The organism is Streptomyces sp. yr375 (assembly GCF_900110755.1).
In the GTDB taxonomy this organism is placed as follows: Bacteria; Actinomycetota; Actinomycetes; order Streptomycetales; family Streptomycetaceae; genus Streptomyces.
Genome location: NZ_FOFF01000023.1, coordinates 95220 through 109511, shown reverse-complemented (window position 1 = coordinate 109511; position 14292 = coordinate 95220). Strand labels below are relative to the sequence as shown.

General features: G+C 72.6%; 11 protein-coding genes. 2 read left to right on the top strand and 9 right to left on the bottom strand.

Features of this window, described 5'->3' with window-relative positions:
- Positions 1–26 precede the first annotated feature (26 nt).
- The 4 genes from BMZ82_RS22835 to BMZ82_RS22820 all read right to left on the bottom strand — a co-directional run bounded on the left by BMZ82_RS22835 (position 27) and on the right by BMZ82_RS22820 (position 3626).
- Positions 27–311, bottom strand: a complete 285-nt coding sequence (locus BMZ82_RS22835; protein ID WP_093778689.1) for a chaplin — start codon at positions 309–311, stop codon at positions 27–29.
- A 140-nt stretch (positions 312–451) separates the two neighbouring features.
- The gene (locus BMZ82_RS22830; RefSeq protein WP_093778687.1) at positions 452–730 is read right to left on the bottom strand and encodes an acyl carrier protein; all 279 of its coding nucleotides are present in this window, start codon (positions 728–730) and stop codon (positions 452–454) included.
- Positions 727–1809 (bottom strand): HAD-IIIC family phosphatase, encoded by a 1083-nt coding sequence (locus BMZ82_RS22825; protein ID WP_093778685.1) that lies wholly within the window; start codon positions 1807–1809, stop codon positions 727–729. Before BMZ82_RS22825 ends, BMZ82_RS22830 begins: the two co-directional genes overlap by 4 nt.
- Positions 1806–3626, bottom strand: coding sequence for a bis-aminopropyl spermidine synthase family protein (locus BMZ82_RS22820; RefSeq protein ID WP_093778683.1), 1821 nt, complete (start codon positions 3624–3626; stop codon positions 1806–1808). Before BMZ82_RS22820 ends, BMZ82_RS22825 begins: the two co-directional genes overlap by 4 nt.
- Before the next feature lie 317 nt (positions 3627–3943).
- Here BMZ82_RS22820 and BMZ82_RS22815 point away from each other — a divergent pair, with 317 nt between their 5' ends.
- Complete coding sequence (locus BMZ82_RS22815; RefSeq protein WP_069773010.1) at positions 3944–4324, top strand: S-adenosylmethionine decarboxylase family protein; 381 nt, start codon at positions 3944–3946, stop codon at positions 4322–4324.
- 8 nt (positions 4325–4332) lie between these two features.
- Positions 4333–5061 carry a 4'-phosphopantetheinyl transferase family protein gene (locus BMZ82_RS22810; RefSeq protein WP_093778681.1) on the top strand — a complete coding sequence of 243 codons (729 nt, stop codon included), beginning with the start codon at positions 4333–4335 and terminating at the stop codon, positions 5059–5061.
- Positions 5062–5081: 20 nt separating this feature from the next.
- Here BMZ82_RS22810 and BMZ82_RS22805 read toward each other — a convergent pair whose 3' ends face one another.
- Genes BMZ82_RS22805 through BMZ82_RS22785 form a run of 5 tightly spaced genes read right to left on the bottom strand, consistent with a single transcriptional unit; the run spans position 5082 to position 14277 of the window.
- Positions 5082–6404 carry an MFS transporter gene (locus tag BMZ82_RS22805; protein WP_093778679.1) on the bottom strand — a complete coding sequence of 441 codons (1323 nt, stop codon included), beginning with the start codon at positions 6402–6404 and terminating at the stop codon, positions 5082–5084.
- Positions 6401–7216, bottom strand: a complete 816-nt coding sequence (locus BMZ82_RS22800; RefSeq protein WP_093778677.1) for a thioesterase domain-containing protein — start codon at positions 7214–7216, stop codon at positions 6401–6403. The genes BMZ82_RS22805 and BMZ82_RS22800 overlap by 4 nt, the downstream gene beginning before the upstream one ends.
- The gene (locus BMZ82_RS22795; RefSeq protein WP_093778675.1) at positions 7213–9618 is read right to left on the bottom strand and encodes a non-ribosomal peptide synthetase; all 2406 of its coding nucleotides are present in this window, start codon (positions 9616–9618) and stop codon (positions 7213–7215) included. The genes BMZ82_RS22800 and BMZ82_RS22795 overlap by 4 nt, the downstream gene beginning before the upstream one ends.
- On the bottom strand, positions 9615–11063 hold the full coding sequence (gene glyA / locus BMZ82_RS22790) for a serine hydroxymethyltransferase (protein WP_093778673.1): 1449 nt from the start codon (positions 11061–11063) through the stop codon (positions 9615–9617). Before glyA ends, BMZ82_RS22795 begins: the two co-directional genes overlap by 4 nt.
- 13 nt (positions 11064–11076) lie before the next feature.
- The gene (locus BMZ82_RS22785) at positions 11077–14277 is read right to left on the bottom strand and encodes a non-ribosomal peptide synthetase (protein ID WP_093778671.1); all 3201 of its coding nucleotides are present in this window, start codon (positions 14275–14277) and stop codon (positions 11077–11079) included.
- Positions 14278–14292: the final 15 nt, after the last annotated feature.

Below are 14292 nucleotides of genomic sequence, written 5' to 3'. Positions count from 1 at the left end.
TCCTGGTGGTGCGTGCGGAAGACGGCTCAGTTGCCGTAGCCGCCGCCGTGCTTGTCGCCGTGGTCGTGGTCGCTGACGTTGGCGCAGGTGTTGCCGAAGGCCGGGTTCAGCAGGCCGATGACGCTGATGGAGTTGCCGCAGACGTTGACCGGCACGTGGACCGGAACCTGCACGACGTTGCCCGACAGGACGCCCGGCGAGCCCACGGCCGCACCCTGCGCGCCCGCGTCCGCCATGGCCAGGCCGGCTCCGCTGACCACGACGGCGCTGGTGCCGAGGGCAACAGCGGCGACCTTCGCGATGCGAGACATCACGTTCTCCTTAAGTGATTCGGTTCGCGCGGCGGCAGGGGGCGCCACCGCACTCCCCTACAACGCCGCCGCGCCGGGCGAGTCACGGCACGTCCGTACGGATCACCCTTTTTGAACAAGGGGGCCGTACAGACGGGTGGCTAGTGCGACTGGAGGTGTGCCGTCACGAAGTCGGTCAGGGTGGCGATGGACTGCAGGCTGTCCAGGCTCAGGTCGAGGGTGGCCACGTCTACGCCGTAGCGCTGGTCGATCGCGCCGAGCAGGGTCACGCCGGCCAGTGAGGTGAGGCCGATCTCCGGGCCGAACAGGTCGGTGTCGGCGGGGAGTCGGGCGACGGCCGCGTCGTCCAGACGGGCGGCTTCGGCGATCATCGAGCGGAGCCGGTGCTCCACCGTCGCCCGGTCGTGGGTGTCCGTCACGCGTCGGCTTCCTCTCGGTCGGATACGTGCAGCCAGGGCGGCGGGGCCGGCAGGTCGCCGTGGAGGGGCCGGCCCAGGACCGCCGCATCGGGGGTGGGGGTGGTGTCGTCCACGCGGCGTAGGCCCGCCTGGCGGAGCAGGACGCGCATCTCCAGGTTGGCGTCGGTCGGGCGCAGGGTCACCCGGAACTCCTCGGCGCCCGCCGCGCGGGCCCGCTCCAGCAGCCGGAACAGGAAGGCCGCCGCCGCGCCCCGGCCGGCGACCCGGCAGGAGAGGGCGAGCAGCGGGACGGACCAGACGGCGGGGGCGGCGCGGTCGACGAGGGCGGCGCCGATGACGCCGTACGCGCCGAAACGGTCCGCCATGCGGGCCGTGTACAGCTCGTGGCCCGGCGCGGCGGCCAGCTCGCGCAGTCGGCCGGGGGTGAGGCCGGAGGAGTTCAGGCGGTGGGTGCGGGCGGCGAGTTCGAGGGCGCGGGGGATCTCGTCGGGGGTGGCCGCGCCGATGGTCAGGCGCATGTCGCACCAGCGCAGGAACTCCTCGCGCGTGCCCTGGAAGCGTTCGCCCTCGGCCCGGCGGGTCTCCTCGGTGCGGTAGCGGCGCACGCGCTCACGGGACTCGGGGGTGACCTCCACGCCCTCGAACGCGGCCAGCAGCGCGGGCACGTCCTCGGGGGCGAGGGTGCGCACGCCCGGCAGCAGGGCCTCGACCTCGGCGCGCTCGTACGGGGAGTCGTCGACCAGGAGCAGGGCGGCCACCGCGATACCGAGGTCCTCGGCGATGCGGCGCAGCGACTCGCTCTTGTCCTGCCAGGACACCTGCGGGGCGAGGAAGCGTTCGCGCAGCTCCGGGCGGGCGGCGGCGAGCCGGTCCAGGACGGCGGGCGCGCTGCGGCTCGCGACGCTGCTGAGCACGCCGCGCGCCGCCAGCGCGTCGACCGCGGCGAGCATCTCCGGGCGGGGGGTGGGGAGTTCGTCGGTGGGGGTCTCGACGGCGATGTCGTCCCAGAGGGTGCCGTCGAGGTCCCAGACGACGCACTTGACGCCGTCGAAGCTGTCGAGGCCGTCGAGGCCGTTCATCGGGTGCCGCCGCTCTCCGGCAGGAACAGCTTCATCGACAGGCTGGTGGGGTCGAAGCCGAACTTGCGGTAGACCGTGCGCATCGGGACGTTGCCGACGTGCACCCGGCCGACGACCTCCGTGATGCCGTTCGCCAGGCAGAACTCCAGGCCCGCGGTGAGGAGGAGTTCGGCGACGTCGCCGCGGTTGTCCAGCGGGGACACCGCCAGGGAGCGGAAGTTGGCGTAGCGGTCGCCGGTCATCGCGTTCTGGTTGATGCTCACCCAGCACCAGCCGACGGGCTCCGCGCCCGGGCCGTGGGCGACGATCATGCCCTCCTTCGACTTCTCCATGGCCTTGCCGAGCCGGGCCGACCAGCGGGCCGGATCGTCGATGGCGTCCTCGCCGAACGACACCCGGGCGATCTCCGCCTCGAACGCCCCGATGGCGGGCAGATCGCGCTCGTCGGCCTGCCGGGTCGTGTACGGCCGCGCGCGCTCGGCGAGGGCGGCACGGTCGGCGTCGGACGGGGGGTGCCAGCCGGTGGCGCGGGGAGTGACCGCGGGTACGGGGGCGGCGGGTACGGGGGTGGGGGCCGGGGGCTCCTGGATCGGTGCCGTCGGCGCCGTCGGTTCCGCTGTCGGTTCTTCCGCCGGGACCAGGCGGCCCGGGCGGAAGGGGCCCTTGCCGCAGGTCGGGCAGCCTTCGGTGCGCAGGGCGGCGACCGAGGTCCAGCGGGCGCCGGGGCCGACGCGCAGCCGTGCGTCGCACGCCACGCACGTGTACTCGCGCTGCCGGGTCCGCTTGTCGCCGGTGTAGAGGGGGCCGCTGAACTCGCCCTCGTGGGACGGGGCGGTCGAGTTGGTAGTCAGCAGGTGCTGGAAGAAGCCGACGCCGCCGAGGATGCCGCTGCCCTCGTACTCGTTGAAGTTGCGGATGTAGCCGTTGGTGACCAGGCCGAGGGCCATGATCTCGCGCTGCACCTCCAGCATCTCGTCCGGGCTCTTGCCGCCGAAGGAGAAGAAGACGCTGTGCGCCGGTCCGGGCCGCAGGCCCTCCACGGCGCGGGAGAGGAAGAGACGGGCGCCCTCGGGGGTGTACGGCGGGTCGGTCATGGCCACGTCGTGCTGCTGGTGGAGTCCGGCGGGCAGCGGCAACCGCAGATCGTGTTGGACGGTCTCCACCCGGGTGCCGAGGCCGGCCGACACCTTCTGGATGTGGTCGAGGATCTCCGGGGAGATGTCCACGACGGTGACCTGCTCGACGATCGGCGCGCCGAGTACGTCGCCCACCACGGCGACGGCGAGGGAGACGAGGTCGTCGTCGCCGATCAGCAGCAGCGAGCCGCCCGGCAGCGCGCCCGCCGCGAGCAGCGCGAGCACCCGGCGGACCTTGGTCTCGGCCGTGCAGTGTGACTGGTCGATGGCCATGTCGGCGGCGGGGCCCGACTCCATGAGCGCGCGCAGTCGCGGTACGGCCTCGGCCAGTACGTCGGGGATCACCAGCTCACGCCCGTCGCAGGTGCGGCAGGTGGCGTCCAGTGCGAGGTCCATGCCGAGCTCGGCGACGAGGTCCATACCGGCCTCCGTCAGCCGGGACGGGCGCTGCTTGGTGACGAGGTCCCGGCGGCGCAGTTCGTTGCCCAGCGCGGCCACGATCGGCACGGGCAGGCCGGTCGCCCGGCTGAGGTCCTTCGTGGAGGCGGGGGCGAGGCGGCGCAGGGCGCGCAGGACGGACCGTACGCCGGGCGGGCCCTCCTGGAGCCGGACGGCGTCCGCGACCTCCGTGAGTACGGATTCGGCCGGGGTACTCCGAGGATGCCGACGCGCGTTCGTCACAATGCCGCTCCAGGCAGGCTGAATGATGGATTCCGGGTTATCGAGTATACGGGCAGGTGAGGAGCCCTCCGGACCCGCTCTGCGAGGCGCCTTGTGAATTCCCCCGTCATATTCTCTGCCGCAGCCTTCGGTATATCGCTCGACATATTCTCCGTGAATTTCCCCGTGAGTTTCCGTGCGGTGTTCTGCCGAGGTGTTTCGGGGGTGTTCTCCGGAAAGGCTGGCGCGCCGCAGGGTGCCTCGGATGCTACTCTGGGCACCATCGAGCGCCTATGTGAAAGGAGACGGGGGCGACGGTTCGTCACCCCCGGTTCCCCATGACCAACTCCGCCAGCCTCGCCACCGAGGGTATAAACGTCGACGATCTGTGCTCTTATGCCGTTGACGTATGGGTGAGCGATCACAGCATCCTGACCGATGAGGAGCGCCTTCTCCAGGTGCTCCGCACGGCTGCCGAAAAGGGAAACGCCACGGTACTCGGCGAGGCGTCGCATGTTTTCCCGAACGGTGCCGTCACCGCGATTCTGCTGCTTTCCGCGTCGCACCTGAGCATTCACACCTGGCCTGAATTCAGCCTGGCCAACGTGGATCTGCTGGCCTACGGCCGGCTGAACGGCGAGCGGATGATGCAGAGCGTCGAGCTCGGTCTTTCGCCGACGCGGATCAACGTGACGCGCATGCTGCGCGCCGTGCACTGACGTTCTCCGTGCAGGTCTCGTGGGCGCGCCTCGGTGACGCCCACGAGCGCCTGCTGCCCCTGCTCGACCCCGTCGAGCGTGGCCGCTACGACGCGACCGGCCGCCCCGCCGACCAGGCCCGCTTCCTCGTCGGCTGCGCCCTGAGCCGGCTGCTCCTCGGTGAGTTGCTCGACCTGCCCCCGGCCGATGTGCCGCTGCGGCGGGTGTGCCCGCGCTGCGGCGGACCGCACGGCAAGGTCCGGCTGGACCTGCCTCCCGGCGCGCCGGTGCCCTACGACTTCTCCGTCACCCACAGCGGTGGCGTCATCGGCGTGGCCGTGTGCCGGGGCGGGCAGGTGGGCCTGGACGTCGAGGAGGCGGGGAGCGTCGTCGGCGTCGCCCTCGACAACGCGGCGCGGGCCGCTCTCTCCGACCGCGAACTGGCCGCCCTGCACGCCCTGCCCGTCGCCGAGCGGCCGTCCGCCTTCCTGCGCGTCTGGACCAGGAAGGAAGCCGTGCTGAAGGCCCTCGGTGTGGGCCTGGGCGTGTCACCGCGCGGGCTGGAGGTGACGGCCCCCGACCTGCCGCCGGCCGTACTGTCCTGGCCCGAACCGTCGACCGCCCGGCCCCCCGGACTGGCCATGGCGGACCTGGTCGTCGACGGGGTCCATCCGGCGGCGGTGGCCGTGACGGGGGCGGAGGCGGTGCGGGTCGAGTGGAGCGACGGGTCGGGCCTGCTGGCCGGTTACGGCCGCTGACCCGGCACCGGATGTCGGCCTCACGGCGTGGTGAGCGCGCCGTCCTCGGGCCCCGTCGGCATGGTGCGCAGGCGGCCGACCGGGGACAGGAAGATCGGGACGAGCATCGCGGCGGACACCACGCCCGCGATCCACAGCGCGCCGTGCAGCCCCGCCAGCGCCGCCAGCAGGCCGCCCACCGGGCCGCCGAGCGCACCGCCGCCGTACAGGAGCATGCGCATCGCGGCCGTCATCCGGCCCATCAGATGCTGCGGGGTGATGGTCTGACGCAGGCTCACGATGAGGACGTTCGAGACGCTCGCGCCGAAGTACTCCACGAAGAACGAGGCGACGAAGAACAGCATCAGCAGCCAGCTCGGACCGGCCGCCACCGGGATCAGCAGCGGGCCGAGGAAGATGACCGACACCGACACCTGGTAGGCGCGGCCCACCGTCAGCCGGCGCACCACCGTGCCCGACACCAGCGCGCCCAGCAGACCGCCCACCGCCGCCGCGCCCATGACGAAGCCGATCGCGGCGGCCGACAGGCCCTTGTCGCGCACGGCGTACAGCAGGAACAGCGACTGCACCATCGTGAGCAGGAAGTTGCAGGAGCAGCCGACGAGTCCGATCGCGCGCAGCCAGCGGTTGCCGAACACCCAGCGCAGGCCCTCGGCCAGCTCCGCGCGCAGCGGCCGTTTCTCGCGCGGGGCCGCCGGGGCCGGTTCGGGGGTTCTGATGAGGAGCAGGGAGACCACCGACACGGCGTACGAGAAGGCGTTCGCGGTCATCGCGAAGGGCGCCGAGAACGCGCTGACCAGCGTGCCGGCCACACCCGGACCGGCGATGTCCGCCGACGACAGCGTCGCGTTGAGCTTGCTGTTGGCCTCCAGCAGACTGCGCCGGTCCCGCACCAGCACCGGGACGTACGACATCCAGCTCACGTCGAAGAGCACGGTCGCGATCCCGACGCCCAGCGCCAGCAGGTACAGCAGCGGGAGCGTCAGCAGGTCGTAGTGGTAGAGGACCGGGACCAGGCCGATCAGCACCATCCGGGCCAGGTTCGCGCCCAGCATCACCGGCCGCTTGCGGACCCGGTCCACCCACACGCCGAACAGCAGCGCCAGCCCCAGGAACGGCACCAGTTGGGCGAACCGCAGCAGGCCGAGCTGCTCCGCGCCCACGTCGAAGACCAGGACCGCGGTGAGCGGCAGCGCCAGGGCGGTGATCTGGGTGCCGTACAGGGAGAGCGCCTCGCCCGTCCAGAACACCATGAAGTCCCGGTGGTGCCAGAGCGAACGGGGCGGCGGGCCGGCCGGCTCGGCCGTGGCGACCGCCTCGGGGTGGGTGCCGTGCTCCGTCATGCGGGGGTCGCCTCTCGTAGGGCCTGGTCGACGATGCGGCTGAGGGCGGAGAGCCCGGGCTCCTGCCAGACGGAGTGGTGGTCGCCGGGCACGGTGTGTTCGGTCAGCCGGCTCAGATGGGGACGCCAGTCCAGCAGGCGTTCCGTCGACCGGGCGGCCTTGAGCAGGACCGTGGGGCCGTCGTGGTCAGAGGTCAGGGAGTGCTGCCGCAGGGCCCTGACATGCGTACGGAACAGGGCGTAGCGCTCCAGCAGGAACTCCGCGTCGAACTCCTCGGGCACCGCGCCGTCGTGCTCCACCGCGGCGAAGATCTCGGCCGGTTCCGCCTCCGGCCGCATGCCCGCCAGGGCCTTGTCGATGCCGGGCGCGCGGTCGCTCGTCACGCCGAGGAAGTCGTACAGGAAGTAGCGGGCGAGCTGGTCCTCGGGCGGCACCGACTGGGTGCCGGGCAGCGCCGCGTCGACGATGACGAGCAGGGGTACGTCCTCTCCCGCGGCGGTCAGCAGGCGGGCCATCTCGTAGGCGACGACTCCGCCGAGCGACCAGCCGAGCAACTGGTACGGGCCGTGCGGGCGGACCGCGCGCAGCGCGGCCGTGTGCCGGTTCGCCAGCTCCTGGATGGTCGTCGCGGGCTCGGAGACGCCGTCGAAACCGGGAGCCTCGAAGCCGAACACCGGGCGCTCGGCGTCGAGTTGGTACGTCATGCCGGCGTAGCAGTAGGGCGAGCCGGACACCGGGTGGACGCAGTGCAGCGGGGGCAGGGCGCCCGTCTCCCGGAGGGGGACGATGCTGTCGACGGCGGGTTCGGTCACTGCTTTGGTGCTCCGTTCGTGGTCGGTACGGACTGCGCGAGCCGCTCGTCGATGACGGCGGCGATACCGCTGACGGTGCGATCGCCGTACAGCAGGCGGACGTTGACCCGCACCCCGAAGTGCTTGTTGAGGCGGGTGACGGCGCGCATGGCCTGGAGCGAGTTGCCGCCGACCGCGAAGAAGGTGCTGTCCGCGCCGACTTGGGACACCGACAGCACGGTCGCGAAGACGGCGGCCACCGTCCGCTCGGTCGGGGTGACCGGCGCCGTGTACGACGCGTCCGGCTCGCCGACGCTCTCCGGCGGCGGGGCGGGCAGCGCCCTGCGGTCGACCTTGCCGTTCGGCGTCAACGGCAGTTCGGCCAGGACGAGTACGGAGCTTGGCACCATGAAGCGGGGCAGCGACCGTGCGGCGTGCTCGGCGACCGCCTCCGGCTTCACGTCGGTGCCCGCGACCGCGACGACATGGGCGACCAGCCGGGTGTCGCCCGACCCGTCGGGATGCGCGGTGACGACCGCCTCCCGGACCGTGTCATGGGTGCGCAGGACGGCCTCGATCTCGCCGAGTTCGATGCGCAGCCCGCGCACCTTGACCTGGAAGTCGGACCGGCCCAGCAGCTCGATCAGGCCGTCGGGGCCGTAGCGGGCCACATCGCCGGTGCGGTAGAGGCGCTCGTCCCGCACCTCGCCGCAGGACCAGGTGAAGAACCGCTCCGCCGTCTGCTCGGGCCGTCCCAGGTAGTCCCGGGCGAGCCCGATGCCGGCCAGGTGCAGTTCGCCGGGGACGCCCGGCGGCACGGGCCGACGCGCCTCGTCGAGGATGTAGGTGCGCTGGTTGGCCATCGGGCGGCCGTACGGGATGCTCGTCCAGCCCGGGTCGGTGGCCCGCACCTCGTAGAGGGTGGAGTGGATGGACGACTCGGTGGCCCCGCCGAGGGCGACGAAGCGCAGGCCGGGGGCGATCGCGCGGGCCCGGTCGGGTAGTGACACGGGGATCCAGTCGCCGCCGAGCAGCGCCAGCCGCAGAGCGTCGAGCGGCGGCGCGCCGACGCCGTCCAGGTGGCTGACGACCAGGTCGAGGAGGGCGGGGGCCGAGTTCCAGACGGTGACCCGGTGGTCGGCGAGCAGCTCCGCCCAGTGCTCGGGGTCCTTGGCCCGCTCCGGGTCCGGCAGGATCACGGTGCCGCCGGCCGTCGTCAGCCCGAGGAACTCGTACACCGACATGTCGAAGCTGGGCGAGGACAGCGCGAGGACCCGGTCGCAAGGGCCCACGCCGTAGCGGGAGTTGAGGTCCGCGATGTTGTTCATCACGCCTCGGTGGCGCAGCGCGATCGGCTTGGGGGCGCCGGTCGAGCCCGAGGTGTGGATGACGTAGGCGAGGTCGTCGGGGGTGGCATTGGGCGGCGGATCGTCCGCCGGGCGGGTGGCGAGGAGGGCCTCGTCGCGGTCGAGGAGCACCACCCGGCCGCCCGGCGCGGTGTCCGGCAGGGGGAGGGCGGCGGCCGGGCCGGTGCGGCTGACGACGGCCGCGCAGTCACTGCCGGTCATCATCGCGGCGAGCCGCTGCTCGGGGTAGTCGGGGTCGAGCGGCACGTACGCGCCGCCCGCCTTGAGCACCCCGAGGACGGCGACCAGCAGGTCGGGGCAGCGGTCCAGGCAGATGCCGACCCGGCGGTCGGGGCCGACTCCCAGGGCGCGCAGATGGTGGGCGAGGCGGTTCGCCGCCTCGTTGACCTCGCGGTACGTCCACGTCCTGGCGCCCCTGACCAGGGCGGGGGCGTCCGGGGACGCGGCGGCGCGGGCCTCGAACGCGGTGTGCAGGCACACGTCGTGCGGGAGGTCCGTGCCGGTGGCGTTCCACTCGACGAGCATGCGGTGCAGCTCGGCCTCCGGGAGCAGCCGCAGCGCGGAGACCGGACGGTCCGGGGCGGCCAGCGCGTCGTCCAGCAGGGTGCGGTAGCCGGCCAGCAGCCGGACCACGGTGTCGTGGTCGAACAGGGCGGGCGCGTACCGCAGTTCGGCGGTGCCGGGCGGGTGCAGGACGAGCTCGAACTCGTCCGGCTGGGTCGCCGCCCGGTCGGTGGCGGCGGTGGCCCGGGTCAGCTCGGTGAGGGTGGAGGACGCCGTGACGGCGCAGGTCAGGTGTATCGCGCCCCTCTCCGGTGCGCGGGCGGCGAAGGTGAACTCGGGCTGGCCCGTCCAGCGGTGCAGCAGCGCCGTGAACGCGGCCAGCAGCAGGTCGTCCGGCGCGGTGCGGGCCGCGGGGCCGAGCCGCACCCGGGCGGTGGCGGTGCGGGCCGGGGCGGCTTCGGGCAGCCGGGGCCGGTCGGCCGGCAGCAGCGCGGGAGGCGCGGGGCGGCGACCGGCCGGGGCGGGGGCGTGGCGGGAGGCGTTCGGGGTCAAGGCCGCTCTCCTGGGGCGAGATCGGGGACGTCGGCAGGGATGTCGGCAGGGATGTCGGCGGGGGCGGTGAGCGCGAAGGGCAGCGGGTGGGTGCGGCAGAGGGCGGCCACCTCGGCGCGCACCCGGTCGCGGACCGCCGGGTCGGTGCGGTACTCGGTGTCCGAGCGGACGGTGGTCGCGGTGAGCACGTCGTGCAGGAGACCGGCGCAGACCCGCATCTCGGCGGGCCCCATGCCCCGCTGCGCGAGCACGTTCGTGCCCAGCCGCAGGCCGCCGGCGACGAGCGGCGGTTTGACGTCGCCGGGGATGCGGTTGCGGTTGGTGAGGATCCCGCAGTCCTCCAGGGCCCGTTCGGCGACCACCCCGGTCATGCCGCGTACGGCCATGTCGAGCAGCACCATGTGGTTGTCGGTGCCGCCGGTCAGCACCCGGTGGCCGAGCCCCGCCAACTCACCGGCGAGCGCCGCCGCGTCGTCGACGACGAGCCGCATGGTCTCCTTGAACGCCGGTTCCGCCACCGACTTGAGCGCGTGCGCCTTCGCGGCGATCGACGCCGGGCTCGGGGTGCCCTGCGACTGCGGGAACACCGCCCGCTGCATCAGCCGGTCCAGCGGGGTACGGCCGTCGGGCCCGGCGGTGCGGTGTTCGCGGCCGATGAGGATCAACCCCCCGCGCGGGCCGCCCAGTTGCTTGTACGTGCTGGTGGTGGTGACGTGCGCGACGTCGATGGGGCTCGGGTGCTCGCCCGCCGCCACCAGACCGGCGATGTGCGAGATGTCGGCCACGAGGAAGGCCCCGACGGAGTCCGCGATCGCCCGGAACCGGGCGAAGTCGAGCATCCGCGGATAGGCGCTGGCCCCCGCGATGAGCACCTTGGGGCGGTGCAGCCGGGCCAGTTCGGCCGCCTGCTCGTAGTCGACCAACCCCCCTTCGTCCAGGCCGTAGTGGACGGCCCGGTAGTGGCGCCCGGTCACCGAGGCGGCCGACCCGTGGGTGAGATGCCCCCCGGAGTCCAGGTCGAGGGCGAGCAGGACCCCGCCCGGGGGCAGTAACGCGGCCAGCACGGCCTGGTTCGCCGAGGAGCAGGAATGCGGCTGGACGTTGGCGTAGCGCGCGCCGAAGGCATGCCGGGCCCGGTCGGCGGCCAGCCGCTCCACCCCGTCGAACCGGCCCGCGCCGGGGTGGTAGCGGGCCCCCGGATAGCCCTCGGCCGTCACGTTCGACAGGGCGGCCCCGCCCGTGGCCAGCACCGACGGGCTCGCGGCACTGGAGGACGCCACCATCGCCAGCGTCGCCGTCTGCTCCTCCACCTCCCGGTCGAGCAGCACGGCCAGTTCGGGATCGGTGCGGTTCAGCAGCTCCGCCCCGTGGCGCAGGAGCAGGGCCTGCGCGGAACTGTCGACAGCGGAGGGGGCGTTGTGTCTGCGGTTCGAGGTCGTCGTCATGGCTGACGGAGTGTCAAGCATGGGTCCCCGTCCCCTTCTTGGCCGCCGTCAGGGTGTCGACGGCCGTGGCGATGGAGGCCACCGTGGCGCCGCCGTACAGCAGCCGGACGTTGACCTTGACGCCGAAGTGCTTGTTCAGGCGGCTCACCACGCGCATCGCCTGGAGCGAGTTGCCGCCCAGCGCGAAGAAGCTGCCGTCGGCCCCGATCCGGGGCATGGACAGGACGGCGCCGAACACCTCGGCGACCTTCTCCTGCGTCGCGGTCGCCGGGGCGACGAAACCGGCCGCGCCGTCGGCCGCCGCGGACACCGGAGCGGGCAGCGCGCTCCGGTTGATCTTGCGGGCCGGGGTCAGCGGGAACTCCGGCAGTTCCACCCACGCCGTCGGCACCATGTACTCGGGCATCGTGCGGCCCAGATGCTCGCGCAACTCGGCCACCGTCGGCGAGGTGTCGCCGAGCACCGTGTAGTAGGCGACGAGCTGCTTCTCCCCGCCGTCCTCCCGCAGCAGAACCAGCGCCATCCGGATCTTCGGGTGGGTCAGCAGCCCCGACTCGATCTCCCCGAGCTCGATGCGCAGGCCGCGCAGCTTCACCTGGTTGTCCAGCCGCCCGATGAAGTCGATCTGGAGATCGCGCGTCCAGCGCACCAGGTCGCCCGTGCGGTAGACCCGGCCCCCGCTGCCGTCGCCGAGGAACGGGTCGGGCACGAACTTCTCGTCCGTCATCTCCGGCAGGTTCAGATAGCCGCGCGCCAGGCCCTCGTCGCCGCCGATCAGCAGCTCGCCCGGCACGCCGACCGGCACGAGGTTGAACTCCTTGTCGACCACGTAGTGCAGCCGGCTGAACTCGGGCCGGCCGATGGGCGGCGACGACTGCCACTCCCGGTGCTCGCACAGGTACTCGGTGGTCGCGACCGACGCCTCGGTGGGCCCGTAGAGGTTCACGAACTTACGGCCCGGCAGGTTCCACTTGTTGACCAGCTCGGCCGGCAGGGCCTCCGCGCCGCCCATGATGTACTTCAGGTCCGGGTACGGCCCCGCCTCCACCACGGACAGGATCGCGGGCGACAGCCCGGCGTACGTGACCCGCTGATCGCGGATCAGCGCGCCCAGGGACTCCGGCGACGAGGCGTCCTCCGGGGCCACCAGCACCATCGCCGAGCCGCTGATCAGACCGGCGAAGATCTCGCCCTGCGACATGTCGAAGGTCAGCGCGGGCAGTTGCAGCAGCCGGTCGGTGTGGCCCCACTCGCCGAAGCTGCGCCGGTACGCCTCGATGAACATGCGCAGACCGCGCTGCTCGATCATCACGCCCTTGGGCCGGCCGGTCGACCCCGAGGTGTAGAGGACGTACACCAGGGACGTCGGCTCCGCCCACTCCGTCAGCGGGACGTCGTCCGGCTGCGCCTCTACGACGTCCCAGTCGGCGTCGATGCGCAGGCTCTCCCAGCCGCACGAGTCCGGCAGGTCGCCGAGCGCCGCCTCCCGGGTGATGACCAGCGGGGTCGCGGTGTCGCGCAGCATGTGGTCGAGCCGGGCGTCGGGGTGCGACGGGTCGATGATGGTGTACGCGGCGCCGGACACCATGACGCCCAGGATCGCCACCAGCGCGTCCAGATCGCGGTCCATCGCGATCGCCACGACCTGCTCACGCTCCACACCCCGGGAGCGGATGTAGCGCGCGAGCTTCCCGGCCCGCCGCATCAGCTCGCCGTACGTCAGGTCCACGCCACGGCAGACCGCCGCGACCAGCTCCGGGTGCTCCTCCGCGATCCGGGCGATCGTCGCGTGCACCGGCTCCGTCGGATAGTCGAAGTCGGGGCCGCGCCCCACCGCGAGGAGTTCCTCGCGCTCCGCGTCGGACAGCAGCGGCAGCGCGGACACCGGGGTGTCCGGGGCGTCCGCCGCGGCCGTCAGGACCGTCCGGAAGTGGTCGATCAGGGCCTCGACGCGCCAGCGGTCGTAGAGGTCGGTCGCGAACTCGACGATCAGGCGCAGCCGTTCGGCCCCTTCGACGAAGCTGAACGACAGGTCGAACCGGGAGCGGGTGCCGGCCACCGCGATCGTCTCGGCGGTCAGGCCCGCCAGTTGGAAGGCGTCGCCGGTGGTCGTCTCGCCGAGCAGTTGGCAGGCGATCTGGAACAGCGGGTTGCGGCCCGCGTCCCGGACCGGCTGCACCCGGTCCACGACATGGTCGAACGGCACGTCCTGGTTGTCGTACATGTCGAGGTTGGCGTCGGTGATGCGGTCCAGCAGCTCGGCGAAGGTGACCCCGCCGGACAGGTCGGAGCGCAGCACCGTCATGTTGATGAACAGGCCGACGACGTCCTCGAGTTCGGGGTCGGTACGGCCGAGCATCGGCACCCCGAGGGCGATGTCGGCCTGGCCGCTGTACCGGCTCAGTACGACGTTCAGCGCGGCGGCGACCACCATGTACAGCGACGCGCCTCGCTCGTGCGCCAACGCGCGTGCCTTGGTGAGGAGTTCGGCGGGGAAGTCGACGACGAAGGTCTCGCCGCCCTGGGTGGGCTCGGCCGGTCGCAGCCGGTCGGCGGGGAGTTCGAGCGCTTCGAGTCCGGCCAGCCGCTCCTGCCAGAACTTGAGCTCCTCCTCCCAGACGCCCTCGGCGCGCTGTCGCCGCTGCCCCTTGATGTGGTCGTCGTAGCCGACCGTCAGCTCCGGCAGGTCGGGGGTGCGGCCGGCCGCGAGATCCCCGTACGCCTGGGATATCTCGCGGCTGATCACGCCGCCGGACCAGCCGTCGGTGACGATGTGGTGGAAGCCGAGGCAGAGCACGTGCTCCTCGGGGGCCAGCCGGAACAGCTTGAACCGGGAGACGGGCCCCGCGGCGAGGTCGAACGGGGTGTCGGCCTCGGTCTGGAGCGCCGCGCTCAGCGCGCTCTCCGCCTCCTCGGGGGAGCCGAGGCCGGAAAGGTCCTCAAGGGGCAGCGGCCGGTGCTGTACCGGGGAGACCACCTGGTAGGGGACGCCGTCCGCCGAGTGGAAGGTCACCCGCAACTGCTCGTGGCGGGCCACCAGCACGTCGAGGGACTGCTCCAGCGCGGGCACGTCCAGCGGGCCGCGCAACCGGTAGGCCTGGATGACGTTGTAGGTGGTCTCCCCGGGACTCATCTGGTCCAGGAACCACAACTGCTCCTGCCCGAAGGACAGTTGGATACGTGACTCGGCGGCGGGGAGCGAGGCGTCGCTCATCGTCGGACTCCAATC

Coding starts and splice junctions, on each gene's coding strand:
- BMZ82_RS22835 (WP_093778689.1), bottom strand. CDS start 311: ATGTCTCGCATCGCGAAGGTCGCCGCTGTTGCCCTCGGCACCAGCGCC.
- BMZ82_RS22825 (WP_093778685.1), bottom strand. CDS start 1,809: ATGAACGGCCTCGACGGCCTCGACAGCTTCGACGGCGTCAAGTGCGTC.
- BMZ82_RS22815 (WP_069773010.1), top strand. CDS start 3,944: ATGACCAACTCCGCCAGCCTCGCCACCGAGGGTATAAACGTCGACGAT.
- BMZ82_RS22805 (WP_093778679.1), bottom strand. CDS start 6,404: ATGACGGAGCACGGCACCCACCCCGAGGCGGTCGCCACGGCCGAGCCG.
- glyA (WP_093778673.1), bottom strand. CDS start 11,063: ATGACGACGACCTCGAACCGCAGACACAACGCCCCCTCCGCTGTCGAC.
- BMZ82_RS22785 (WP_093778671.1), bottom strand. CDS start 14,277: ATGAGCGACGCCTCGCTCCCCGCCGCCGAGTCACGTATCCAACTGTCC.